The organism is Brevibacillus daliensis, from assembly GCF_021245735.1.
In the GTDB taxonomy this organism is placed as follows: Bacteria; Bacillota; Bacilli; order Brevibacillales; family Brevibacillaceae; genus Brevibacillus_B; species Brevibacillus_B daliensis.
Genome location: NZ_JAJISB010000042.1, coordinates 1 through 26991 on the forward strand (window position 1 = coordinate 1; position 26991 = coordinate 26991).

21 protein-coding genes are annotated in these 26991 nt (G+C 41.6%); 7 read left to right on the forward strand and 14 right to left on the reverse strand.

The window, feature by feature from the left end; genetic code table 11:
* Positions 1 to 78: 78 nt before the first annotated feature.
* The 3 genes from LM917_RS21890 to LM917_RS21900 form a co-directional block, all read right to left on the reverse strand.
* A complete protein-coding gene (locus LM917_RS21890; protein WP_232699839.1) occupies positions 79 to 405 on the reverse strand; it encodes an antibiotic biosynthesis monooxygenase family protein in 327 nt (108 codons plus the stop codon).
* A gap of 169 nt (positions 406 to 574) precedes the next feature.
* Positions 575 to 1081 carry a hypothetical protein gene (locus tag LM917_RS21895; protein ID WP_232699840.1) on the reverse strand — a complete coding sequence of 169 codons (507 nt, stop codon included), beginning with the start codon at positions 1079 to 1081 and terminating at the stop codon, positions 575 to 577.
* Positions 1082 to 1101: 20 nt separating this feature from the next.
* Positions 1102 to 2178, reverse strand: a complete 1077-nt coding sequence (locus LM917_RS21900; RefSeq protein WP_232699841.1) for a M42 family metallopeptidase — start codon at positions 2176 to 2178, stop codon at positions 1102 to 1104.
* Between the two features lie 210 nt (positions 2179 to 2388).
* Here LM917_RS21900 and LM917_RS21905 point away from each other — a divergent pair, with 210 nt between their 5' ends.
* The gene (locus LM917_RS21905; RefSeq protein ID WP_232699842.1) at positions 2389 to 3666 is read left to right on the forward strand and encodes a BaiN/RdsA family NAD(P)/FAD-dependent oxidoreductase; all 1278 of its coding nucleotides are present in this window, start codon (positions 2389 to 2391) and stop codon (positions 3664 to 3666) included.
* Between the two features lie 992 nt (positions 3667 to 4658).
* On the opposite strand, the gene LM917_RS21910 is transcribed toward LM917_RS21905, so the two are convergent.
* The 7 genes from LM917_RS21910 to LM917_RS21940 all read right to left on the reverse strand — a co-directional run bounded on the left by LM917_RS21910 (position 4659) and on the right by LM917_RS21940 (position 12927).
* Positions 4659 to 4856 carry a hypothetical protein gene (locus LM917_RS21910; RefSeq protein WP_232699843.1) on the reverse strand — a complete coding sequence of 66 codons (198 nt, stop codon included), beginning with the start codon at positions 4854 to 4856 and terminating at the stop codon, positions 4659 to 4661.
* A gap of 3 nt (positions 4857 to 4859) precedes the next feature.
* Positions 4860 to 7211, reverse strand: a complete 2352-nt coding sequence (locus tag LM917_RS21915) for a septation ring formation regulator EzrA (RefSeq protein ID WP_232699844.1) — start codon at positions 7209 to 7211, stop codon at positions 4860 to 4862.
* Positions 7212 to 7342: 131 nt separating this feature from the next.
* Entirely contained in the window at positions 7343 to 7957 is a 615-nt protein-coding gene (gene refZ, locus LM917_RS21920; RefSeq protein WP_232699845.1) for a forespore capture DNA-binding protein RefZ, read from the reverse strand.
* Entirely contained in the window at positions 7957 to 8700 is a 744-nt protein-coding gene (locus LM917_RS21925) for a TVP38/TMEM64 family protein (protein WP_232699846.1), read from the reverse strand. The genes refZ and LM917_RS21925 overlap by 1 nt, the downstream gene beginning before the upstream one ends.
* Positions 8701 to 8935: 235 nt before the next feature.
* Positions 8936 to 9946, reverse strand: a complete 1011-nt coding sequence (locus tag LM917_RS21930; RefSeq protein ID WP_232699847.1) for an MBL fold metallo-hydrolase — start codon at positions 9944 to 9946, stop codon at positions 8936 to 8938.
* A gap of 71 nt (positions 9947 to 10017) precedes the next feature.
* Complete coding sequence (locus LM917_RS21935; RefSeq protein WP_232699848.1) at positions 10018 to 12282, reverse strand: sensor domain-containing diguanylate cyclase; 2265 nt, start codon at positions 12280 to 12282, stop codon at positions 10018 to 10020.
* A 15-nt stretch (positions 12283 to 12297) separates the two neighbouring features.
* Positions 12298 to 12927, reverse strand: a complete 630-nt coding sequence (locus LM917_RS21940; protein WP_232699849.1) for a histidine phosphatase family protein — start codon at positions 12925 to 12927, stop codon at positions 12298 to 12300.
* A 207-nt stretch (positions 12928 to 13134) separates the two neighbouring features.
* On the opposite strand from LM917_RS21940, the gene LM917_RS21945 reads away from it, so the two are divergent.
* Positions 13135 to 15405, forward strand: coding sequence for a YcdB/YcdC domain-containing protein (locus tag LM917_RS21945; RefSeq protein WP_232699850.1), 2271 nt, complete (start codon positions 13135 to 13137; stop codon positions 15403 to 15405).
* Between the two features lie 288 nt (positions 15406 to 15693).
* On the forward strand, positions 15694 to 16296 hold the full coding sequence (gene rpsD / locus LM917_RS21950) for a 30S ribosomal protein S4 (RefSeq protein ID WP_232699882.1): 603 nt from the start codon (positions 15694 to 15696) through the stop codon (positions 16294 to 16296).
* A 133-nt stretch (positions 16297 to 16429) separates the two neighbouring features.
* Here rpsD and LM917_RS21955 read toward each other — a convergent pair whose 3' ends face one another.
* From LM917_RS21955 to LM917_RS21970, 4 genes are read right to left on the reverse strand one after another with little or no spacing between them, the layout of a single operon-like run.
* On the reverse strand, positions 16430 to 18061 hold the full coding sequence (locus LM917_RS21955; RefSeq protein ID WP_232699851.1) for a DHA2 family efflux MFS transporter permease subunit: 1632 nt from the start codon (positions 18059 to 18061) through the stop codon (positions 16430 to 16432).
* 12 nt (positions 18062 to 18073) lie between these two features.
* Positions 18074 to 19300, reverse strand: coding sequence for an efflux RND transporter periplasmic adaptor subunit (locus LM917_RS21960; RefSeq protein WP_232699852.1), 1227 nt, complete (start codon positions 19298 to 19300; stop codon positions 18074 to 18076).
* 11 nt (positions 19301 to 19311) lie between these two features.
* Complete coding sequence (locus tag LM917_RS21965) at positions 19312 to 19971, reverse strand: HlyD family secretion protein (RefSeq protein WP_232699853.1); 660 nt, start codon at positions 19969 to 19971, stop codon at positions 19312 to 19314.
* Positions 19968 to 20405, reverse strand: a complete 438-nt coding sequence (locus tag LM917_RS21970; protein ID WP_232699854.1) for a MarR family winged helix-turn-helix transcriptional regulator — start codon at positions 20403 to 20405, stop codon at positions 19968 to 19970. Before LM917_RS21970 ends, LM917_RS21965 begins: the two co-directional genes overlap by 4 nt.
* Positions 20406 to 20865: 460 nt before the next feature.
* Between LM917_RS21970 and LM917_RS21975 the strand changes: the two genes are divergently transcribed.
* The 4 genes from LM917_RS21975 to LM917_RS21990 all read left to right on the forward strand — a co-directional run bounded on the left by LM917_RS21975 (position 20866) and on the right by LM917_RS21990 (position 26967).
* The gene (locus tag LM917_RS21975) at positions 20866 to 23964 is read left to right on the forward strand and encodes a transglycosylase domain-containing protein (RefSeq protein ID WP_232699855.1); all 3099 of its coding nucleotides are present in this window, start codon (positions 20866 to 20868) and stop codon (positions 23962 to 23964) included.
* Positions 23965 to 24515: 551 nt separating this feature from the next.
* On the forward strand, positions 24516 to 25148 hold the full coding sequence (locus tag LM917_RS21980; RefSeq protein ID WP_232699883.1) for an N-acetyltransferase: 633 nt from the start codon (positions 24516 to 24518) through the stop codon (positions 25146 to 25148).
* A gap of 20 nt (positions 25149 to 25168) precedes the next feature.
* Positions 25169 to 25813, forward strand: a complete 645-nt coding sequence (locus tag LM917_RS21985; RefSeq protein ID WP_232699856.1) for a CBS and ACT domain-containing protein — start codon at positions 25169 to 25171, stop codon at positions 25811 to 25813.
* The gene (locus tag LM917_RS21990; protein WP_232699857.1) at positions 25810 to 26967 is read left to right on the forward strand and encodes an acetoin utilization protein AcuC; all 1158 of its coding nucleotides are present in this window, start codon (positions 25810 to 25812) and stop codon (positions 26965 to 26967) included. The genes LM917_RS21985 and LM917_RS21990 overlap by 4 nt, the downstream gene beginning before the upstream one ends.
* Positions 26968 to 26991 lie beyond the last annotated feature (24 nt).

A 26991-nucleotide genomic window follows, 5' to 3' on the forward strand; every position in this document is an offset into this window, starting at 1 on the left:
AATTACTATCGATTGCATGAAGCACTACACTACATTGTTTAATTCGGGTACCGAATTTTCAACTTTTGTTCTCTTACCCTACATTTCAAATAGATAATCACGTTCTACTTTACATACACGTAATGCAAATCGACTATACCACTCTTTTTTTCCACGTTCTTGAGCGATTTGATGAGCTGCACTTGCTTTCCAAGCAGCAATATCCTCGAGTGTTTCCCAGTAAGAAACAGTAATGCCCAAATCTGAATCTCTTGCACTTTCAATACCTAAAAATCCTTTTTGTTTATTTGCTAATTCAACCATTTTGGCTGCCATTACACCATAACCATTGTCACCTTCTGTTCGCTCTGAAGCAAAAACAACTGCATAATAGGGTAATTTATATGTATTTGCTACGTTACTCATCTCTCTAACCACGTTCCTTACTGCCCGATATTCGGGTGAGAATTTTATAATTATTATACCTTAATCGGAAAAAGCCGACATTTTTTTAAATATCGGCTCTTATTTTTAAATAAGAAAAGGTAACACTTCATCCACTAAGAAGGGATAAGTGTTACCTTTTGCATTTTACTTACTTTTTCACTTCTACAACCGAATATGGTACATGCAACTGATTGAGATTATCGTAAAACCTCTGCTCATACTCGTGGGGTATTCGAAGCAACAAATACTGATTGAAAAAGGAAGTTACACGCTCCACTTCCTCATCCTTTAACACAAAACGTTGTAATTCACTCACATCTTTCAGATTATAGAAGTAGGCATATCGATCAGGCGTTAGTTCCGCTTCGAACACTCGGCTAATCACCACACCATTCGCCAGATTCTCCTTCACTGTACTTGTTGTTGCGCCAAGCTTTTGCAGGATGGTAGCTGCACGCCCTCCCAGTTTTTCAGCTAGCATGTTGTCATTATACTCAACTTCCAACTTGGTTAGCAGTGGCTCTGTTGCTTGTAGCATCGCCATTAAAATCTTTTGTACAACAAGGTTAGTCGGTGCAAATTTATGATCATAAAAGTTGTATTCTAACTCTACCTGTCCATTAGATTCGTGGCGGTAAAAACGAATTGCATTCACGTACTCTCGCTCCTTTTCCCTTAGCGGCGACGAGTTGCTTCCAATGTAGCCTGGTCCAGCTTTTTCACCAGAGCAAAGAGCAGTTTTTTCGCATTTTGGTAGTCATCCTCATGCATGATCGACGCATGGCTATGGATATAGCGAGACGGAATCCCGATTACTACAGAAGGAACACCTTTTCCATGCAAATGAACTGCTCCGGCATCCGTTCCGCCTTGGCTGATAAAATATTGATATTTAATTCCTAGCTCTTCACATGTATCAATTAAGAGATCACGTAGACCTGGTTGCATGATCATGGTCCGGTCAAGGATTCGTAACAGTAGACCGTCGCCTAATTTACCCATCCCGTCTGTAATTCCTGGGATATCTCCAGCAGGGCTTGCATCCAGGGCAATAAACATATCTGGATCAATCATATGTGCAGCTGTTTTTGCACCACGCAAACCTACTTCCTCTTGCACCGTAGCTCCTACGTATACCTCGTTAGGATGGTCAGGATTCTCACTTAGTTCCTTCAATAATTCTACGGACAAGGAGCAACCATAGCGGTTATCCCAAGCTTTTGCGAGGAATTTTTTCGGACTAGCCATCTGTTCAAACGGGCAGATAGGAACGACTGGCTGGCCTGGCTTCACCCCTACATTAGCAACCTCTTCTTTGGAATCACAACCGATATCGATATACATTTTTTTTATATCCATCGGTCGATTGCGAACCTCATCACTTAATACATGGGGAGGAATAGAACTAATTACGCCCACTACAGGACCATTATCTGTGATGATTTGAACTCGTTGAGCTAATAATACTTGGCTCCACCATCCGCCCAGTGGTTGGAAAGAGATAAAGCCTTTATCAGAGATTTGTGATACCATGAAGCCTACTTCGTCCATGTGACCTGCAACCATGATGCGTGGTCCTTTTTCATCACCACGTTTTATTCCAAAGATACTGCCCATATTATCATATACGATCTCTTCTGTGTAAGTCTCCATATATTCTTTCATAATGGAACGGACAGGACCTTCGAATCCGGGCGCTCCAGGTGCTTCGGTTAGTTTTTTCCATAAATCTAATTGAAATTGATCTGCCATTTGTAATAGCCCCCCAAATTGATAGAGATTTGTTGTATTCTTATGTACAGGTAATCTATCCTCTTCCATTATTAATCACACGTTGCTGTTATGCAACCATCAGAGGCCGGTAACCATATGAAATGAGACCAACATGGACATTTCCTACCTGAACGTTAAGGAACATTCCAACATGATTGATACAGATGATATAAACAAAGGGTGAACATAATGATAGCTGAAAAATTCGATTGCATTGTTATAGGTGGTGGGCCATCTGGACTAATGGCCGCATATTCTGCCGCCAAGCATGGCGCAAAGGTTTGCTTATTAGAAAAAGGAGAGAAGCTAGGACGAAAGCTTATTATCTCCGGTGGTGGACGCTGTAACGTAACCAATGCAAAAGAGCTGGAGGATTTAATGAAGGAAATCCCAGGAAACAGTCGATTCCTACACAGTTCCTTTGCCCAGTTTAATAACCAGGACATTATTCATTTTTTTCAGGAGATGGGCGTAACCCTGAAGGAAGAAGATAGAGGGCGTATGTTCCCTGTCACCGATAAAGCTATAACAGTAGTCTCCTCATTAATCACTCGGATTAAAAATGAAGGCGTAACACTACGTCTGAAATCTCCCGTTGACCACGTTATTTACGAAGACGGGCTCTGTAAGGGTGTTCAATTACAAACAGGTGAAAAAATAATGGCAAAAGCAATTATTGTTGCAACCGGTGGCTGTTCAGTCCCACAAACAGGATCTACTGGCGATGGTTATCTTTTCGCTAAAGCCGCTGGTCATTCCATCACCGAGCTATATCCAACGGAAGTACCGCTCTTGGCAAGTGATACCTTTATTAAAGAGAAACGGTTACAAGGTTTATCTATGCGGGACGTTACGCTTACTTTATATAATCCTAAAGGAAAGCGTTTGACCACTCAGGAAGGGGATATGATTTTTACCCATTTCGGTATCTCTGGCCCTGCTGCTCTTCGCTTAGGTCATTATGTTTCTGTCGCACATCGTAAATTAGGAAAAGTACCTTTGTCACTTACAATTGATATAATGCCTGAAAAAACAGTCGACACTATTTCCCAGGAAACGTGGAAACTGTGCGAAGAACAGCCGAAAAAGTCGATTAAAAATGCTTTGAAAGGTTATGTGCCAGAGCGCCTTCTTCCTTTGCTATTGGAAATGGTCGAGCTTGATGAAGAAACAACCTTCTCCCACCTGCAAAAGCAAAAATGGCAGCAATTTGCTCAACTGATCAAGGCTTTTCCGTTAACGATTACAGGGACATTATCACTTGAAGAAGCATTTATTACAGGCGGTGGCGTCCATACCAAGGAAATTGATCCTAAAACCATGCAATCCAAAATGACACAAGGACTATATTTCTCTGGAGAGGTTATGGATGTTCACGCCCATACGGGAGGATATAACATTACCATAGCGTTTTCCTCCGGATATGTTGCGGGTAGTCATGCGGCAGTTTATGCGCTGGAACATTAATATTTTGATGATTTGTGAATAATTTATGTGCTTCAACGAAAAAGTTGATTTTTTTTACGTTTAGATGTTTAACACCTATCTGTTTTGGGGAATATATAATTAATTGCTCTTCCTCCCAGAAGAGCGTCTCAGAACCCTACTCCCCCTAAAAGTAGTTGGTTACTGATTCTCACACCTCTACTCCCTTTATCTTTATTTTCTTGGGCGCCGTTCGTTTGGCGCTATTTTTTTTTGCTTTCAGCTAGATTTTTGCTCGTATTCCTTACGACATATAAATCATTTTGAAATCGTAAGAACCTTAACACATAAGAAAAACAAGATCGTTTTCTTCCTGCAATAGTGGAGAAAACCAGCTTCTCTTTTCACATATCGCTAAAAGTCTTCGCCCCACAAGGGGTTAGACTGTCCGCTCCGCAATATTCATCGGGGAAGCTCAAAACGATGTCTTCACTGTAAGACTTGCTGGATTTCGCTTCTTTTTCCCGATGAATAATGCTCCGCTGGGTCGGGCTTCGCCAAGACGCTCCGTGTGAAAAGAGAAGCTGGTTTTTCATGCTGTTGTGATTGTTCGTGTTTTTCCACTGAAGCTGTTTGCAGAAGAAGCACATTTTTTGTCCAGAACTATTTAAGGTCCTACCTAGCTACACAGTAAAGAGTGCGGGTAAAAAAGTGCAACCCATGAGACACTGCGTAGCATGTGCGACTTTTTACACTTTCCGCACTCTTTGCTGTGTAGCGGACAGTCCAGGCTTCCTCGCAGGGCCTTAACGAGTTTGCAGTCAAAAAATGTGCTTCTTCTGCCTGCCCACTACAGTAGTCTAATAGGTCTTTCACACCTGAAACTTATATACTTTCTGATACAGTAAAAAATCCCCTCCAGTCAACAGTAATGATTTCATTGATAACATGAAGTCTTTTTTACTGTCTACTGTAAGGGGATCTTAGCATCATTGATGGAATTCCACGCTAGTTATTTATGAAATGATCATAAGTTACATTCGAATCAGCAAGAAGCAACCAATGATTGTCATAGACATTCCTAAGAGATAAAACGTTTTAGCACGTTTGTCTACACGTTTTTGGTCCCCGCCGAAAAAAGCGGATAATCGTCTTTGCCATCGCTTCGTTTTTGGCTGGTAGGCAACCAGTAACCCAGCAGCAATGAGAAAATACGGCATGGCACTACTCATTAATTACCTAGCCCCTTTTTTCTTTTTACGAAGCATCCAGCTATTTGCATCTTCATCCTTTTCGCCCTCAATGATTAAACGTGCTTCCTCAGCCAGCTGAAACGCTTCCGTAAAATACAATTGTCGGAAGGCATGCTCTGCTTTTGATAACAGTTCATTTACCTGGCGATTTAAACGTCGGTAGCGATTCGTATACTGAATAGCTCCCTCAGCAGATTGACATGCGGCAATTGTGTTATCAGCCAGATAATTCGTTTCGACTAATTGTTCGGCTGCTTGCTCGACATAATAGATGACCTCTTGGAAATCATAGCGATATGACTCCATGCGTATCTGAATTTGACCGAGCAACCCAACAACGGTATCGAATTTGGTTTTTAATTCTTCCGGAATTCCAGGCAGATAGCTTCGTTTTATTTTTTGACGAATGACGATCAGTTCACCCGAAATTCTTTCCATCTCATCTAAAATATCATCCTCATCATGGATCGTTATGGCAGGCTCCACGACAACTTGTTGTTTAGAATCGTTAAATGGCTTCGGTATTTTCGGAATGACCAGCTCGTATTCGGTATCATCCGCTTTTCGATAAGCAGGTTCGGCTGTCGCTTTAAAACTTGTTTCATGGACAGTCTCTTGCTTTTGAACCTCTTCAGTAGGCTTAGTGACTGTCTCAGGAATAGTTTCTGCTATCGATGCAGCTGCCTCTGTTGCTGAAAGAGTCGCCTCTTTAAAGCTAACAACATGCGGTTCCTTATCAACCCTTTGCTCAAATATAGATTCTGCATCTTGCTCTATCTCTTCTATTTCAGTTTGAGGAATCTGAGTTTCTTCACTATCCTGCTCTATATCAGTAGCTTCTTCCGGTTCATTAGCTTTTTGCATAGCTTTCACGGCATCTTCCAGCAACTGATAAATGGCTTCTACCTTAGTCATGAATGCTTTCACATGATTCTGTAGGGCAGCCACATCTCCCTCTTCCAATGCATTTCCTGAAGCTGTTACGGTTTGTTTTACCTGCAACAGCTCTTCATCCAATTTGGTTGGACATAAATCATACTGCCCACCAAGTGCTGCTTCTACATCTTTTTCTAACTGGTGCAACTCATCCTTCATATCTTTTCGAACTAGGTTAACGTAATCAGGTATCTTCTCCAGCAACTCCTGTAATTCTTTAAGGATAGATTGTGCCTCATGGGATAGTTCTGCTGCTTTCACATTGTCACCATCCGCTGTTGCTTCCTTAATCGTCTGCTTCATGGTAGAGACCTTGTCCAGTTCCACCTTCAGATCATGGAAGGATAGTCCGTATGTAAGACGAATCTCTGTTAATTTGTGCTCCATTTGTTCTAGCTGCTTGTCTATCTCCGGAATAACTTCTTTAGGTTCGTTCTTAGCTTGAACAATTTTTGTCGTATCATTTTTTAAGGTAGCCAATTCTGCTTCGATTTCTGTCAGCATATCTTTGCATTCTTCGATCAAATTAAGTGAGGTCCCAAAGCGGAAACGATCACACGCCTCATCTGCCTCAATAATAACCATTTCTGCTTCAACGATTCGTGTATTAATCAATTTTTCTTTACGAGTAATTAACTCTTCGTAGCGTTCAACTGTGACACCTGTAGCACGTCGCATGTTTTTTTCCAAATCAATGGTGGTGATTTTTTCAAGTAAATCATCTTTCCAGTCTTCAACCTCATCAATGTTAGTCATGATACTGCGACGTCGCATCGTTAAAAAGGCTAGATAAATCAGACCAGCTCCAAGAATAATCACAATTAGATAAGCCCACCACGGCAATAAGGAAAGAAGAGATTCATCCTGAGGCTCTGCTTTTGCTTTATCCGCTTTATCTGCTCCTGTTGCCTGAACAGGGGCAGGGGCAGGATTTTTACTTACCTCGGTTTGAACTTCCTTGGCAAATTGCGCAATACCTTGATCATACTTATTGGAAGTTTTCCATGGATCAAAATAAGAAGTGATTTTACTGTCAAACAACTCCTGATTGGCCCCACGAGACGTTAATGCTGTTCCGGCAAATACGCCCAGATCTTTTTTACCAACGTCTAGAACCATCAAGAGAGTATCATCGCTCATTTCATACTCCTCAAAAAGTTTTTGAGCATATTCATCGGGAGTAGTTGCTTCCGGCTCTGTACTTGGTACCGTTACCACTTTAAAAGAACCTGGGATACTTTTTAACGTTTCCGTCAGATTGGTACTATCTTCTTTCTTAAATATTTTCGCATGATCCTGTACAATGTCTTTTGTTTTTTCTGGAAATGCAGTTGCCATTGCTACATTTGAAAAGCAAAGCATACTGGCAAGACAGACTAACAGTAGCCTCTTTTTCACGGTTCGACCACCCCTTTACCATGTTCGATTTCGTTTGCGTTGTTATGTAATATATCGAGGTTCTTTTCGAATAAGCTGTTCGCTCATTCATGTATGTTTTTACAAGCTATCAACATGTCCTATTCTAAGTGTCACACATTTTGATTATGCAAAAATGAATGTAAGAATTGAACAGCTGACGTAACTAGCCATTCACAAAAATCAGCAGAGCCTGGTTCCAGATAGTAGACTTCTCTCACTACCTGTGGATTCAGGTATGGGTAGGCGAGCAGGCTTGTCAGATTTAATAACAGTGCATCTACCGGAACTGCTCTGAACTCTCCGTTACGTATTCCTTTTTCGATGACAGAAGCAAAGCTATGCTTCACCTGGTGTATGTATACAGTCATTACTTCGCGTGCTAGCATCGTTTCCACACTTAATTCTCGCTCGATTAACCTGGTCACAGCTGCATGCTCGTGTTGATAATGTGCATATACACTCACCATCTCTTCTAATTCTTCCAAACAACTAGTGAGCTTTTCCTCACTAACGCGCTCGTGCATGGAGTGGAAAAACTGATCGTAGTAACTACTGATCAGCTTTTCCAATACCCCTTGCTTTCCTTGGAAGTGATAGGAAATTAATGCAACGTTTACGTTCGCCCTCTCAGCAATCTGACGAACAGATGTGCCATTGTAACCTTGAGAATGAAACAGCTCCGATGCTGCCTGTAAGATTCTTTCCTTCGTTTGTTCATTTTTCATCAGAAATCATCCTTTGAGTTTTCCTGACCATGAATAGGGGAGGAAAAGGATGTTTGTGTATGTGGAGAGATACCAGCAGGTACAGCTGTGACGCGTTGTTCAGCACGTTTTCCTAGTGCTGATCCTGCCCACATTAACAGTCCCAACAATGCCATTACGAGCACAAAACGAAGCTTATGGTCATGGAAATTAAGCAGGTCATGTCCCATAATAGCTTCAAGGATCGTAATGGGGAGCTTTCCAAGCAATGTAGCAACGAAGAAATGAGTGATGTTTATCCTTGATAATCCCGCAGCAGAGTTGATTATACCTGATGGAATAATCGGAATTAATCTTGCCATCAAAATTATTCGAAATCCGCTCCGTTCTGCTTGTGCATTCAGCTTAGAGAAAAACGGAGAACTTCCCACCTTTTTTTGAGCATAGTCATGGGCGATATAACGACTAAGATAAAAACTGAGAACCGCCCCCATTACAGCAGATAACCAGGTTAGTACAAATCCACCGATACTGCCAAATATCACTACGTTAACTCCAGCTATTAAAAAATAGGGCACAAATGGAAAAAATGTTTGCAGGATTGTGATCATGATACTTACTACTATTGTCCAGAACCCGAATTCCTGTATATACTGCGCAATTCGATTCAAGTCACCGGTACCAAGGACACTGCCTAACTCCGTTTGAGTAAGCAATGCCACAACCAGCAGGAGAATCGCTAGCGGAAGAATCATTTTTTTCATCCGCAACCTCCTAAATATAGTGGGAACTAATTCATAATTATAGTACAGAATGCCCAGCAAAAAAAGCCAATCCACCCGTTATTTCGACAAACATTTCTTCCCATGCCCTTTTCTTTTTCAACCATCTTTAGATCTACTCTGTTTTAATTTTCACATAACTCCCTGAAAAGAAAAAGCTCTTCCGCATAGGTCTAACGGAGCGAGCTTTAGTAATAAGTAGGAATCAACATACATCTTAAAGCTGATAGTAGAGTACACCTTCCCTATTATCCACCTTAATTTGACCAACTGTTACCAGAAGATCAATGTGTCCCAGTGTCTCTGATATTACCAATGGCAATTCCTTAAGATACAGCTTAGGGAACAATAATGCTGCCAGTTCAAATGCGGTTTTCGGGCCATCATGTAAATAACGTCGAATATCAGCTGTACGATCCCATGTTTTTTGTAGTCTTTCCATGATTAGCTTGCGATGGTTCAAAATAGGTTCGCCATGCCCTGAAAAAACCATCTTCACATCCATGGCAGCTACCATTTCCAGTGAAGTACGGTATTGAACTAGGGTAAGCGGTCGAGTACTGGATTGATCGCGAGGTGGCTCAATAAACGCATTGGAAGAGACATGAGCAATCAGGTGATCTCCTGCAATCATTACCTGGTCAGCCAAACGATAGAGCGATAAATGGCTTTGTGAGTGACCAGGTGTATAGATAACCTGCCAATCAGGTAAGTGAGGAAGGACCTGCTCATGCTCTAACCAATAATCTACACTGCTCTTTTGTTGGAACTTATTCATCATCCCACGGTAGCGTTTTACCACATCAAGTAATTCTTCCTGCATTCCACATTCGCGGTACAATCGTGTAAAAAATTGATCGTGAAACTGCATGAAGCTCTCATTTAATTCCACATACGGAGCTGCAAGAGGATGAGCATAAACCGCAGTTTGAGTTACCTGCTTTACTCGCTCTAATTGACCGATGTGATCAACATGATGATGCGTTAATATGATTTGATCTACATCCTCCAGTTTTTTACCTATGACCTGCAATCCTTGGTTAAGTGCAAGCCACGCCTCTTCTGTATAAGGACCGACATCAACAAGCGTCATGTGATCATTATCCATGATGATATATACATTTACATCACCCACGGCAAATGGTGTTGGGAGAGGAAGTTGGTAGACTCCATTCGCTACCTGAGTTGGTGTAGCGTTCGAGGGAGTTTGGCTTGATTTAGCAGACATTTGATATTCCTCCAGCTTCGAAATGTACGCAATTCTTTTCTTCTATATCGTAGTCTATCATATTTTACGTGCTAGCTATGCCTTACTTGGTTGCGTCCACCTTGTTTGGCACGGTACAAGGCAACGTCTGCATCATGGAACAATTCTTCTGCTGTCTTGTTTATTTCAAGCGATTTGCTCCACATTGCCACTCCACCGGAGACTGTTACTTTAGGATTTGATTCTAGCTCTACCCTGTTTCTGATTCTCTCTGCAATTTTTGAAGCAATGGTTATATCTACATTAGGCAGATAAATAGCGATCTCTTCCCCACCCCATCTTGCAGGAATATCACTGTCACGTATACAGGTTTTAATTACGGAGGATACTTTATGCAGAATTTCATCTCCAACCAGATGCCCGTAAGTGTCATTTATGTTCTTGAAGTAGTCGATATCAACAAGAATTAAAGAACCCTGTTCTTCCGATTCTAATGATTTTTTTACGTTCTCATTCAAATAGCGTCTAGTATATAAACCAGTCAGATTATCTGTGATAACCAACCGCTCAACTTCACTTAGCAACAGAGCATTATTGATTGCCAAACTGGTATGCTGCCCAAACAACTCCAATAACTTGTACTCATCATAGGAAAAAAAGTTAGGCTTGGTATCTGCCACAAGTAATAACCCACTCACTTCAGAATCCTGATGCATATGAACTCCCATAACTGATGAGTAGGTAAACAAAGGATGTGGTTCATGCAAAAAGTTCTCATTTGAAAGCAAAATTCGTTGCTTTTCCATAAAAATCTCTGCAATAGGTGTCGAGCTAATAGGAATTATTTGACCAATATGCTCACTCTTTGAGGAAGAGACAATCTGCATATGCTCTCCATCAGACAATTTCTGTAGGATGGCAGCGTATTCTGCATCGAATGTCATATGTAACATTTTGGTAACGAACTCCAGAATATCCATCATATTTAAGCTTCGGTTTATTTGTTGCGCCATCTCATTAATAAGCCGCAGCTCACGAATTTTATTGCGTGATTGCTGATACAACTGCGCATTTTCAAAAGCTATTCCTGCTGTTTCAGCCAAAACCGAGATATATTCAGACTCATTCACTGACAAATTGATCATTTCCGTGGTTTTTAATAGCAATATTCCGTATATCCCCTGTTTCCCGAGCAATGGAGCTGCTACCAATGTTTCCAATCTACCTTCTTTATCCTCCCTTCCCGTGGTTAAACGCCCTTCAAAATAGGCTTGCTGACTCACCTGATTGAGCTCTTTGTGCACGGTAAAGGTTTTAACTGGCAAGGTAGTTTGCAGTTCCATAGTAAGATGCAACTCTGTGGAAAAATAAGGATATAGTTGATTGATACTACCAACTACGCCTTCAAGTACATCATGAACATCGATAGAAGCATGAATTTTTTTTGTTAGTTGATAGATTAATTCTTTTTTTTGACTCTCACGTAGTATTTCATGAATGTGTAGAGTTCGATGCATTTGACTTCTGATTTGTTCTCCGGTCATTTGGAGTAACAATAAATCCAATCCATCAAGCGTTGCTTCCTCTGTTTCATCTATATGCAAAATAAGGGCAGCAATCGGCTTCTCGTTATAATATATCGGATAGAAGGCAAGCTTGTTATCCGCTGTGGTCAATCTTTCAATTTTTTGATGTACAAACCGTGGAAGCACATGGTACAAGCTAGACTCAGCAAAAGATTTATCTTCCGTAGAAAAGCGCTCCTGTGGCAAAAGGAAACCACGCCCATCAAGTCGAATTAAGGAGCAGTGAGCAATCCCAATCGTCTCATGAAGGTGTTGAACTACGGCTTTCATGAATAATTCTGGTTCATGAAATTTAATTGCTTCGTCGATGACACGTTCAACCATTCGTTGTAAAAATCCCTTGTACCCCATGTTATAAAGACCTTTCAGCATTTCGCCGAAGGTGTGGATATAAGGATAAGCATCTTCTTCCATGATTAGAATCCCTGCAACGGCATGAACCATTCCATTTTCAGGTGCCAGTGGTTGTAGCATGCATTTGAAGTTTCCTATGGAAAGAGTTCGATCATCGCCATCTACCATGACAGACTGATTAGTCAGGAGTACCTGGTCCAGTTCTTTTTGGATCACGAATGAACACTCGATCAATATATTACTCGATAACTGACCTGACTCTTCTCCCAACAGGTAACTGGAAAGTAAGTCTCGTTCGGGTGTATAGAAAAAAAGCAGCCCCGGAACCTGTTTTGGCCAAGAAGGCAGAAAAAATGGAACGATGCCGTCAACTATTTTTTCTAGTTTTCCTGTCTGAGCTCGGGTCTGCAATGCCAATTCCTTCTTCCTTGTTTATAATGGCTTACTTTCCTGAAGATGATGATCTCGACTAATTTCGTGAACTTCCCAGCAATCATTATTTAATGAAATGATGCTGATTCCGGTGTTGCCAATTTTGCTTTTTCCCGTACCATGTAAACCTTCTGTAATTCCATGAAGAAAAGCATTAATAAAACCCCCATGACTTACAATCGCAATGGTTTGACCCATGTGTTGTTTCAACAGGTGTTTTATAGTAATAACCGCACGCTCCTGCATGGCATCCCTGGATTCAACTCCGCATATACTCTCATGAGACAACAGCTTTTCCAATCGATCCTGTACATCTACGTAATATTTTCCTTCTAATTCTCCATAACAGCGCTCGCGCAGAGTGGAGAGTGGCGTTACTGGTATATCTAACCGCTTCCCCAACATGGAAGCCGTTTCAAATGCCCTTTTCAAATCACTAGAATAGATATGAGCAAAGCTTTCAGTGGATAATGCTTCTGCCAATTTTGCAGCTTGCTCTTTCCCTGCTTCGTTGAGATCTGTATTGGTATGTCCTTGAATTCGCTGATTAATATTCCAATCTGTTTCTCCGTGACGAATAAGATAAAGAATGGTTTTATCCTCTATGTCGTTCATTGATATATCACTCATTTTATATTAACTCCTTAATTATAATAGATATAATCATGTTATACTAGAATATATAAAGATTTTTTAGAAAACTTTCCCTTTTTTCTAAATTCAACTGTAATTCTTAAAGTCCTCTTTCGTCAGATAGTTGAGGTCAAATCAAATATGCTTATGGACTGTGCAACGATTCGATTTGATCTATCCAATTATAAATAGGAGGTAATCGCTATGAAAGTACTATTACACCCCCTTTGTTTTTTGTCCCTTTCAGGTATTCTTCTGCTCTCTCCCGCAGGGGCGATGGCAATGTCACCCGTAACGAAAGCAAGTCCCGTATCTGCATTAGAAAGCGCTCGTCCTGTATCCACTTCTAAACTAGGTAAAGAAGAAGCTCTCCAACTTGCACAACGCTATCTAAAAAACTTTTCTACTGTCAAACTGGATTCAGTCAATTATCAAGCTGCCAATGAGTATCAAGCCTACCCTGAATGGAGTTTTGATTTTATCGACTCTTCATCAAAAATGGATGAAGAAAAGACCCGCGTGTCCATTAGGCTTAATGCAAATACTGGTGAATTACTCTCTTATTATGTTTACCAACCTAAAAAAACTACTTCTGCCAAATCAATTACCAGAGAGGAAGCTGGTTTGATTGCTGAAACATTTTTGAAAGAGCACGCCAGCAAGCGCTTCAAGGAGACTATAAAGGATGAAACTCAATTTCCACTCGAAAAACCGCAGTTTGGCGACAAGCAGCAGCAATTTTCGTATGTACGTATGGTGAATGGTACTCCTTTTCCGGAAAATAATCTATCCATTGTTGTTGATCCTTCCGGTTATATATCCAGTTACTCTCTCAGTTGGGATGATCAAATTACGTTCCCAGATAAACCGAGTGTAGTTTCAGCAGAAACTGCTCGAAATGCTTTCATGAATACATCTTTTGTCCAGCTAAGTTACTACGTTCCATGGCAAAAATATAGCACTGCGAATAAACCCGCCAGTCTCATCTATAATCTCAACCAAAATGTAAAGTTAGATGCAGCGTCAGGAAAACCCTTGTTTGTATCCACAGGTTTAAAACCTGCAACTGACACCAAGGCAACTCCCATTTATTCAACCTCATTGCCTCCTCTCCATAAGGGAAAAACGCTGACACAAGAAGCAGCAATGACTCTAACCCATAAACTGTTCGCTATTTCTGACTGGAAGCCAACTTTCGTTATGTTTAGGGATTCGGAATACGGAGGGGCACCAGTTTGGGACTTTACCTTTACAGACCCTAAAGGAACACCAAACGGAGCTGGCGCTGTCGAATCTATGTGGGTAACATTACATGCTGATACAGGTTCTATCATGGCTTATGAATATAATAATGGAGGTCAAAAGCCAGCCAATGGAGCTACCCCTTTATCAATAGAAGAACTAAAACAAAAAACGGTGGACGCGATCAAAAAATATGCTCCTGATCAATTGCACAACTTATACTACGACGAATCACTCCAAAACAGGGAGTTCAATTGGGAAGAACAAACAGCCGTCACCTTTACTTATCAACCATATAAACACGGAGTTCCCGCAGCTAGTGGTGAAATGATGATCAGAATTGATAGATACACAGGGCAAATCCTTTCTTTTCACGTCTCGCAGAGAAATGAAAGCTACCCTGCCACATTACCTTCTCACATAACCCTTGCAGAAGCGCAAAAGAGCTGGCTTGAAGAGAGTACGCTCCGACTCGTCTATAAAAAAACGGACCCATACCGTATGGTAGCCCCAAAAGACAATGCTAATCAGGCTGTTAAATTGGTCTATGAGATTACTCCTACCCCATATAAGGAAGGATACGCTTTGGATGCCACTACTGGTAAGTGGATTAGCACGGAATCAGGAAATCCGGTAATCCTGCATCATGCTGAGCCAACTGATCTAGCCTCGTTGCCTATTGAATCCCAGAATGCTCTACGCATCATGTACAATTACGATGCGATTCAGTTAATTGATAATCAAATCAAGCCAAATGAACCGATCAAACGTGGTGAAATGATCAAAATGCTGGTAGCCACTATCTTCAACGGAGATTATCAGATGTACACCTATGCGCATAGTGATGCGATTTATACAGATGTTCCTGGTACTTCCCCTTATTTCTCTTCCGTGCAGCTTGCGAGTAAACAAGGGTGGATTGCTAACCTCTCCAAGCAATTAAAGCCTGAAGAGAAAATAAGCCGTGCTGAGCTGGCTGACTTATTTGTGAGATCACTGGGGTATCATGGGTTATCACAGACTCCAGATCTCTTCCAGATGAATATGAAGGATCTCAAAATAGAACATCCGGTTGGTGCGATTGCCATTGTAACAACACTAGAAATTATGGATGCCCCGAAGGAATTGTTCCAGCCTGATGCAAGCGTAACTCGTGAGGAAGCAGCTCTATATTTCATGCGTTATATGGAAAAACGGAAGCAACTAGATATCAAAGTGGGACCGATTTACTAATTACCAGCCTCTTCCGGCTGATTCAATTCTCTCTTTCTCTTGACTTATGCATGTTCTAATAGGTACAATAAGAGCTATGTGTTAGTAGGGTAGCAACGATTGTAGGTAAAAACAGAAGGATTCATGAAGAGTACTTCTAAGTTTCACCCCTTTGCCTTTTGACAGCGGCTGCTGTTTTTCAAGAGGAGCACGATGCAGAAACGCTACCGTCTGAAGTTCGTGTACGAAGATGAAACTTGCCTTCTGGAAGTAAACACCTGCGAATCTAATTTAAAGGAGATTGAAAACATGGCTCGTTACACAGGACCACGCCACAAACTGGCTCGTCGTCTGGGTATTTCTCTAGACGGAACAGGAAAAGATCTAAAACGCAACTTCCCACCAGGACAACACGGACATAGCCGTCGCAAAATGAGCGAATACGGTCTACAGTTGCAAGAAAAACAAAAACTTCGTCACATGTTCGGCCTAACGGAAAAACAATTCCTTCGCACTTTCAAACATGCGTTGAAAATGAAAGGCGTTGTAGGTGAGAACTTCATGAGACTTCTTGAGTCCCGCCTAGATAACGTTGCTTACCGTATGGGTTTTGCATCTACTCGTCCAGGAGCTCGTCAATTAGTTAACCACGGTCACTTGACTGTTAATGGTAAAAAAGTTGATATCGCTTCTTACCGCGTACAACCAGGCGATGTGATTACTCTTCGTGAGAAATCTCGTAACCTATCTATCGTGAAAGAATCTTTGGAAGCTCGCACTTTCTTGCCTACTTACATCACTTTTGATGATAACAAAGCAGAAGGTACATTCACTCGTTTCCCAGATCGTTCCGAAATGCCGGCTGAAATCAACGAAACTCTAATCGTTGAATTCTACAACCGCAAACTGTAATAAATGTAAGAGGGGCACATCCACTGTCATGATTTATGACAAGGGGGTTGCCCCTTTTTTTATTAGACAGAATGGAAAAACATCAACCCATAAAAGAAAAAACCTAGCCAACAAAAGACTAGGTTCTTTCTTTTTATCCCTTAACAGGCGCTGGGACATTAGGAGTTGGAGTTGCTTTCATCGTAACATCCATTGGTTTATTATCTGAAGCACTCGGTGTAGGTTTTAGCTCGATAGAAGCCTTTTTCTTTTTCAAGAAGAAAAGAACCAACGGGATTGACAATAAAATAGGAAATGCAGAGATGAAGAACGTATCTGCAATACCTCGTGTTAATGCTTCCTTTTGAATCATGCCACCTAATATTGAAGATGCTCCTATAACCGAGGAAGTAGCGTCTATACCGCTTTGCGTATATACACCAGACAAAGCAGCTAAGACTTGATTCGCCACATCACTTGTACTCGGAACATTTTCACTGATACGTACCGCGTGGAAATTCTGGCGATTGGTCATTAACGCAGTCAATATCGCAATCGCAAAGGAACCCATTACAGATCGAATCAGGTTAGAAAGGGAAGAGGCTTGACTCACCAAATGTCTTGGGATGGCATTCATCCCAACCGTAGACAATGGTGTCATACACATCCCCATTCCCACACCCCGAATGGTTAATATTGTGTCAATCCACCTATGCGGAGTATCTTGGGCTAGATGCTGAAGCTCATAAGATGTTATTCCTGCTAGTGTTAAACCAATTATGCCAAGCGGTACTACCCCGAATTTATCAAACAGTTTACCACCAATCGGCATCATGACCGCCATGGCAATCGATTGTGGCATCAGTAATATACCTGTTTGCATAGCAGACAATCCTTGAATGTTTTGCATATAGAGTGGCATCATGAAAATTCCACCAAACATCCCCATCGTAATAAAACTAACGATTAATAAACTTAATGAATACGTGCCATTTTTCAAGATCCGAAAATCGATCAAAGGCTGTTCTATCGTAAGCTCAACGTAAACTAAGAGTATTAAACTGAAGATTGAAATGAATATCAGGCTTACGACATATAACGATGTCCAGCCTTCAGAAGCACCTTTTGTAAGGGCAAGTAGTAAGCTAGCAAACCCAATAATCGACAAGATTGCTCCTAGAAAATCAAATTTCACTTTTTTAATTGGAGTTTCCTTTAAAATAATACTTCCCATGACAACAGCAAGCACACCTACAGGAATACCCATGAAGAATAAGAAACGCCAGTTGAGATATTCAATGATATAGCCACTCAATGTAGGACCCACCGCAGGAGCAACCATGGCTGCAATCCCCCATAATCCTAGTGCCATTCCGATTTGTTCACGCGGCATGATCATATAAATAATAGACATTCCTACTGGCATGATAAATCCACCGCTTAATCCCTGAATAATACGAAAGAAAATCATGCTACTGTCGCTCCAGGCAAAACCACAGAAGGTTGAGATTACCGTAAATACAGCCAATGATAAAATAAATAATCGTTTCGTTCCAAAAATATCACTTAAAGTTCCACTCATCGGAATAACAACAGCAGAAGACAACATGTAGCCAGTTAAGACCCATTGAATGGTTTCTGTTGTCGACCCAAAAACCGTTACCAGCTTAGGTAGTGCTATATTAATGATACTGTTGTTTAGTACCGCTACGAATGTACCCATAACGATTGCAAGTAAAGCGAGCCATTTATAGGAAGCACTTTCGGTGTTATTTGAAGCAGACAAAGAGATCGCCCCCTAGTTCACTTGGACCTGAGCGCCATCTTGCAGATCTGCACCTGGTTCTACGACAATTTGGTCACTAGCTATAATACCTGACGTAGCATACACCCAGTCAGCATTTTTATCTGTCACCTCTACAGGAGTCATATGAACAATATGTCCGTTTACTTTATAAACGTACTTTTTTCCATCCTTTTCAACAACTGCTGTTTTTGGTATCTCTAAACCGACAGATTTACGAGATTCATCACTGCTAAAGATTACCTCTGCAATCATACCGGCACGTAATGTTCCATCGTTTTTCACGATCACTTTTACTGGGAAAGTCGTACTGTCCTTATCAGATATAGGACTGATAAACTCTACGATCCCCTCCATTTCCTTATCTTTATTTATAATAACCTGAACTTTCTGACCTTTTTTGATTTGATTGATACTAGCTTGCGGTACACTTGCCTGCACCATAACATTATCCATTTTTACTATGGTTAGCAAAGGGGCTCCTGCAACTGCCATTTCCCCAGGTTCAATGTTACGAACTGCGATTTCACCATTGATTGGAGCTACAATTGCAGAGTTAGATAAAGTAGTTCTCGCTAAATCTAAAGCTGCTTTTTGACGAGTCACATCTGCTTGCAAAGCTGCAATGGAATTCGAAGTTGCACCTGCCTTTGCCAAATCAAGCTGTGACTTGGTTTGCTCATAGCCAGATTTAGCTTGCTCTAATGCAAGTGATGCTTTTTCTAGGTCAGCCTGAGTCAATGCCCCTGTATCATAGAGAGTTTTCATACGATCGTATGATTTTTGGGCAACGTCCCATGATGCTTTTGCTTGTTCTAATGCACTGTTTAACCGATCTAGATCTTGCTTGCGAGCACCTGCTTTTGTATCGTTAAGTTTTGCTTGAGATGCTGCAATACCAGCCTCTGCCTGATGAACCTGAATTACTAATTCATCATTTTCTAAAGTGACCAATACGGTACCTTTTTCTACTTTATCTCCCTCTTTTACATTTACATCTAGGACGCGACCAGATATTTTTGAGACCACTTGTACTTCTTGATCGGGAACTATTTTACCAGATGCCATTAAGTCGGACGAGGCAGGAGTCCCCACTACCTTCATAGCTCGCACGACCGGAGAGTTCGATGCTTGATTATTCTCTGAGGCATCACTACAGCCGCCTAGCAGCAATACCATAATGGTGAATGTGCCGGCTATTTGTTTTTGGGTTTTATTCATCTTATTTCACCTTAACTCCCTTTCAAATGTATTTTAATATTGGCGCTCATACCTGGCAGAATAGTATTGTTTTGTTTGTCATCAATTGAAATTTTTATTGGTATACGTTGTGTTACTTTTGTAAAGCTACCGCTCGTGTTAGTTGCTGGTAACAAAGAGAAGGTAGAAGCTGTTGCCGTTCCAATGTTCGAAACTTTTCCCATGAATTTTTTACCATTAAACGAATCAATGGTAAATTCAACAGTTTGCCCAACATGTACGCGTCCCAAATCAGTCTCTTCAATGTTTGCTGAAACATAAAGTTTGTTCATATCAACTACGATTGCAACCGCTTGACCAGGAGAAACAACTTCACCAGGTTTAGATGCTACCTTTAAAACAGTACCTGTGATAGGAGAGCGTAAGGAAGCATTATCTAGCATATTGTTTGCAACATTTGTTGTATCTTGTTGACCAACGATTTGATCCGCTACTACGTTTTGACCGTCTTCAAGGTCCAGCGAAACTAGCTTACCGGAAATACGTGGCATCACTCGATATTGGTCTCCTGCGATTCGGGCATCCTCCGTAGAAATATAATGGTTGCCTTGGTACCAGTAATAGTAACCAATAGCACCGCCTGCTACGATCATAACAAGTAGAATGATGACTAAGATAATTTTCTTTTTCATGTTCTCTCTTCAATCCTTTTTTCTAATTGTGTGATGAGTAGTTGAAGGGATCTCACAATGTTATCAACCTCGCCATCGGATAGATCCTTAATTAGTTCAGTGAAATACTCTTTTTGCATAACAGATATGGAATTACTCAACTGTTCGAACTTGTCAGTAATTTTTATCCAAATGACTCGACGATCTTCTTTATCGCGAACTCGTTCAATGTACTCCTCCCTCTCCAAGCGATCGACTATTCCGGAAACTGTACTGTAAGAGAGATATAGTTCCTTGCTAAGTTGACCAATTGTCAGGGGTCCTTCTTTAATTTTGCGTAGCACACTAATCTGCGGCATCGTTATGCCCACATCTGCTAACTCACGGGTAACCATTGTCCCCATGATTTTGTTAAGGTGCTTTAGTCGATCACGAATCAACATCCCTTTTTGCACCTAAATCACTCCCCTAAATATAAGCCATCGCTTATAATATTTCGCATACGAATATTTCGAATACGAAATATTCTAAGCCAACTTAATCATTTGTGCAACTATTTTTTTTATTCAGAAAACAAATATTATATCCCTTCGAAGAACCCCGTTCTTCCTTAAATAGAGTCTGCATGATCTTCACAAAACATGGACCTCAAATACGTATGCTCATTTTTTATCACTTCATGGATATTCTGATAAAAGTACGAAAGATTATGAATGAAACTTTACGGATTCCTGACTCGTCTTTTAGCTGGATACATCTATTATCATTCATCTGCAAAACTAGAGATAAATGTCAATCCTACAAACAAATTAAAATAGCGGGGTTTTGTCTTTTCGAGATAGCTCGACAAGCTTCTATCCCGCTATTTTCTCTTATGGTATAATGGGTCTGATCTTTTAAGGGGGAAGTACGTATATGCAAAATAAACAAACTCCTGCCAAGAAGCCGGGACGAAAGAAAAGGCAACGGGGCAAAAAACGCCATCCACTCGTTGTTGCCTTAAAAGTCTTTTTCCTGCTTGGATTTATGGGCATCTTTCTGGTAGGTGGTGTTGCTACAGGTTATGTGGCATCTCTTGTCAAAGATGAACCTATCCGTAGCAAAGAAGAGATTGAAGAGCTCTTGTTCAGCAAATTTGAGACAGGCTTTGCGTACTACGAAGACGGGACTCTTATTGGACAATTGCGCGCACAGGGTGAAGATCGTCGCACTGTAACATTATCGGAAATCTCACCTCATGTAGCGGAAGCTCTAATCGCCACGGAAGATAAACATTTTAAAGAGCATAGCGGCGTTGTCCTTCAATCAACGCTTAGGGGAGCTATTCAGGAGTTTACCAATCAGTCTGTCGTAACAGGAGGTAGTACCCTAACCCAGCAGCTCGTAAAACGAACCATCCTTTCACCGGAAGTCAGTCATAAACGTAAAGCAAAGGAAATATTACATGCCATAAGAATTGAGCGAATGTTTTCCAAAGATGAGATCTTGGAGGCATATCTCAATGACGTTTATTTTGGTAAAGACGCGAACGGCTCTAACATTTACGGAATTCAGGCTGCTGCTAAAGGAATCTTTGGAAAAAATGCCAAAGATCTTACTCTAGCAGAATCTACATATCTTGCCGGTGTTCCGCAAAGTCCAATGGCCTACACACCTTTTACTAAAGATGGCTACGAGCGTGGTCGCGAACGTCAAAAGATCGTACTAGATAGTATGGTGGAAAACAATGTAATCACATCCTCAGAATCTGAAGCGGTTTGGAACACTAACCTGCAAGCCAATCTTGCTAAGCCTCAAAAACGCGCCTATTCCGAGCATCCATTCCTAATGATGGAGATTGAGGAACGTGCTGCAAAAGCATTGGTAGATGCGGAATTATTCAAAGATGGACGTAAAAAAGAGGATGTAGGCAAAAACGAATATCGTCAGTTATTAGAAGAGAAACGACGTGAAATTCTTCGCAACGGTTACCATGTACATACAACAGTCAACAAAGAAATCAACACCGCTATGGAGAAGATTGCGTCTGATCCGAAAAACTTCGGGAAGAATCGCACCTATACTGTTACCCGTAATGGCAAAAAGGAAACAATCGAGAATGCCCTTGAAGAAGTGGGAGCAACACTGATCAATAACAAAACTGGGGCCATCATCGGTATGATTGGCGGACGTGACTTTAATGTTGAACAAACAAATCACGCGACTGCTTCCAGACAGCCTGGTTCTGCCATGAAGCCAATTGCGGCCTATGCTCCAGCATTTGAACTGGGATTGCTTCAGCCGGGTACAGCAATCGATGACTCCCCTGTTCTCCTAGCGAACGGTGGAAGCGGATCTCACTTACCACTTAACTGGGATAGACGCTATCACGGGATGTTAAGTGCAAGGGAAGCACTTCGTCAATCGTGGAACGTGCCAGCCATTAAAACCTATTTAAAGGTTGGAATTCCTACCGCGCTTGATTATGTGAAGAAAATGGGTGTCACTACTCTAGTTGAAAGTGATAACTATGCAGCTACTGGTGTTATTGGTGGTTTGGCATACGGACTGAATACGGAAGAGATTACGAATGCCTACGCAACCTTTGCCAATAATGGTAATTTCGTAGATGCGTATATGATTAGTAAAATAGTAGATAGCAAGGGCGAAATCGTGTTTGAACATCAGGTAACACCAACCAAGGTATTTAGCCCGCAAACCTCGTATCTTATCACAGATATGATGCGAACCGTTGTTAATTCTGGTACTGGTGGGTCCGTGCGCAAGTTTATACCAAGAAGCATTGATATAGCTGGTAAAACAGGTACAACCAATGATAACTACGATTCATGGTTCGTTGCTTATACCCCTGATGTATCACTGGGAGTTTGGACAGGTTATGATGTGCCTGCCACGATTCCTAAGTCAGCAGAAAAACGTCCGATGGAAATCTGGGGTAAAGTAATAAATGAAGTGTATAAAATTGCACCTGATATCGCCTCCAAAACTGCCAAGTTCGAAAAGCCTGAGGGTATTATCAGTATGACCGTGGACAGTAAATCCGGGCTATTGCCAAGTGAATTGTCTAAAGAAGCTGGTCATTTGATAACGGATATTCTTGACCGTAACCATGCCCCATCGAAAGTGGACGATTGGCATCAAAAAGCAAAAGTTGTACAGCTAGGTGGTGTTTTATACCTAGCTAAAGAAAATACACCAGATGACTTCGTAACAGACGGAATCTTCTTCAAGAGTCCAGATCCACTTCCTGCATCAGAGGATGTGGCTAAGAAAAATAGTCGCGTTTCAGCTAAACCAGCAGACTGGGAAGATCGCTTACCTGAGAAGGAAGATCCTCGTGTAGAAGTGGAAGGTACTCCATCTCCACCTGCTGCTCTCAGCATGAGTCAGGCAGGCGGTGTTACACTATCCTGGGCGATCAGTCCAGAAGCAGATGTAGTCGGCTATCGAGTGTACCGCGTCACAGCAAGTGGTAGCATGGAAAAAATCGCTACCATTCCGGACCCGAAAACCACTTCTTATACAGGTGCTGTATCTGGTGGTGAGCAAGGTTATTACGTAACAGCTGTTGATCTTAGCGGTAACGAATCAACTGGGTCATCTGCAACGGGCGGAAGTCCTTTGGATCCTTCTCTTCCTGGTACACCAACATCGCCAGAAGATCCTAATTCTGGTGGGACTGACTCTGGAACATTAAATCCAGGAATGGGAACGACAACAGGTACAGGTGAACAACCTGTAACAACAGGTATTCCTACCAAGCCTACGGGCATATCTGCATCGAAAATAGCAGACGGTCTCAAAGTTAGTTGGAAAAAGAACCCAGACAAAGATCAGGTTCTTGCTTATAATGTATATTACGCTATGAATGATGCGAGCGGATTCCAATTGATGGATACCGTATCAGGAACTAGCTTTGTACTAACAACAACCGAGCCAAGTGGCAAATTCTACATTACCGCAGTGAATAACTATGGTGAATCGCCAGCCTCTGCTCAAGCTCAAGTAAAATAATCAATGGAAAAAGACTGTCTGAGAATCTTCCCGGCAGTCTTTTTTTGTGGAGAAAACCAGCTTCTCTTTTCACACCTCGCTAAAAGTCTTCGCCCTCAAGGAGTTGAACTGCCCGCTCCGCACTATTTATCGGGGAAGCTCAAAACGTTGTATTCACTGTAAGACTTGTCTAATTCCCGATAAATAATGCTCCGCTCGGACGGGCTTCGCCAAGACGCTCCGTGTGAAAAGAGAAGCTGGTTTTTCATACTTTTGCTTTTATTTATGTATTGATTTTCCTCTAAAGCCGTTTGCAGAAGAAGCACATTTTTTGTCCAGAACCTTTAAGGCCCGACCTAGCTACACAATAAAGAGTGCGGATAAAAAATGTGCTTCTTCTGCATGCCCACTACAGCTAAGAAAAGTAATAAAAGGAATTTATGGAAGTTATGACGAAATACCGAACGAATTCCTTGACATAATATTGAATTTTCAAAAAGGTAAGACTCTTTGTTAGGTGAATAGGATATACTAGACAGGAAGATTGAAGGAAGTGATGGTGAATGATTCAGATGATTCACAGAAAGCAATTTTTCCAAACAGAAACATGGGTAGATGATAAGTTAATCATCGTTGAAGGCCCAATCTCTGCTGATGCACTTGCTGCCATGCAATTTGACGAAGGGTTAAAAGCATTTCGTGTACCAGAAAAACAACATAATGCTCTTATTGAAATCGCTGCACTCCCCGAGGGGCGCATTATTATCGCAAGGCACGAAGATCTTGTATTGGGGTATGTAACGTTTCTTCATCCAGATCCACTGGAGCGCTGGTCTCAGATACCAATGGATGATCTACTTGAGCTGGGAGCCATTGAAGTAAGCGCCAAGATTCGTGCTGGTGGCATCGCCAAAAAAATGCTGGAAGTAGCCTACACGGATGATGCCATGGAAGATTATATCGTGATTACCACTGAATACTATTGGCATTGGGATTTAAAAGGAACGGGGCTTTCTGTATGGGATTATCGTAAAGTAATGGAGAAAGTAATGGGAAGTATCGGTATGAGCTGGACGGCTACTGACGATCCAGAAATCTGCTCCCACCCTGCCAATTGTTTAATGACAAGGATTGGGAAAAGAGTCCCGTTTGAAAGTGTAAATACCTTTGATAACATGCGTTTTTCATCTCGCTTCATATATTAGAAAGAGAGGGGCAATAGCTTATGCGTATGGAACAATTTATGCGTAAGAAAGTGGTTACGGTAACCGCTGATACGACGATTCAAGTTGCGTTTGCCTTGTTAAAAGGAAATCGGATTCGCCATCTCCCTGTTATGGATGGAAACCGTCTTGTCGGGATTATTTCAGATCGTGATATACGAGATGCTCTTCCTTCCGTGCTTTGCAGTCATTCCGATGACAAAATGGTCATGCAAAAACAGGTTCATGAAATTATGGTTACAGATGTCATCACTGCACATCCGCTTGAATTTTTAGAGGATGCAGCGAAAACCTTATATGAACATAAGGTTGGCTCACTCCCCATCTTAGAAAACGGCCAATTGGTTGGGATTGTAACTGAATCTGATATTTTATATAAAATGATTGAGCTTTTTGGGGTACATCACGCCAGCTCACATCTAGAGGTTGAGGTGGATGATCGCTATGGTATGCTCGCAGAGGTTAGTCAGGTTTTTCGTGATGCAAAAGTGAATGTCGCAAGCGTGATGATGTTTCCTCATACTACAGAAGGAAAAAAGAATCTGATTTTTCGCGTCACCACCATGGATACTCGTATCGTCACACAAATGCTTCAAGAAAAGGGCTTTCAAGTGGTTGACCCAATTAGAGGGGGCCAATCCTTGTGAGTCGACAATCAAGGTTTATTTATTCGCCTGACTTCACCCGTTACTTTTTTCATAAGGAGCATCCATTTAACCAGCAGCGACTTATTCTTACTCATGAGCTGATGCAATCGCTTGCTCTAATTTCCCCAGAAAATGTCCTTTCACCACGCTACGCCACAGAAGAAGAATTATTGTTAATTCATGATCAGCAATTTATCCAGACGGTTCGTCGTCAAGGTATGGAAGAGACAGAGCTTCCCATTTCTGCTAGCTATGGATTGGGCACAGAAGATGTCCCAATATTCCGTAATATGCATGAGGCTACTTCTTTAATTGTGGGTGGAACACTTGTCGCTGTTGACGAGGTGATGAACGCTCGGGCTCATCATGTTTTTAATCCCGCAGGCGGATTACACCATGCTTTTCGCGGTAGAGCTTCGGGCTTTTGTATTTATAACGATTGCTCTGTCGCCATTGCATACATACGAAAGCATTGGAACGCACGTGTACTTTATATCGATACGGATGCCCATCATGGCGATGGTGTTCAATGGGCTTTTTATGATGATCCCAATGTCCTCACTGTCTCTCTTCATGAAACAGGAAAGTATTTGTTTCCTGGTACAGGGAATGTTACAGAGCGCGGGGACGGACAAGGATATGGTTATTCGATAAATGTTCCGCTTGATGCTTTTACCGAAGATGATTCCTTTCTGGAAGTATATCAGTCACTCATTCCTCGTATTGCACGTTCCTTTCAACCCGACATCATTGTAACGCAAAACGGCTGTGATGCTCATACTTATGATCCACTCACCCACCTTTGCTGCAGTATGCGGATTTATCAGAAAATCCCTAGATTAGCCCATACATTAGCACATGAATTGTGCGAGGGTCGCTGGGTTGCTGTTGGAGGCGGCGGCTACGATATCTGGCGTGTGGTTCCTCGTGCCTGGACACTATTGTGGAGTGAAATGACGGATCAACCTCTTACAAATCGACCTCTTCCTGAGGAGTGGCTATCAAAATGGCAAAATTATTCTCAGGTGGAGTTACCAACTTATCTGTTTGATGGTGAAAACCAGTTTCCCCCGATTCCACGGAGGAAAGAAATAAGTGAAAAGAACCGATTGATTCTAGAAAAGGCTGCCCTTCATATGCCTCAGAAAATATGAAGACGCACTCATGCTACCTAACGA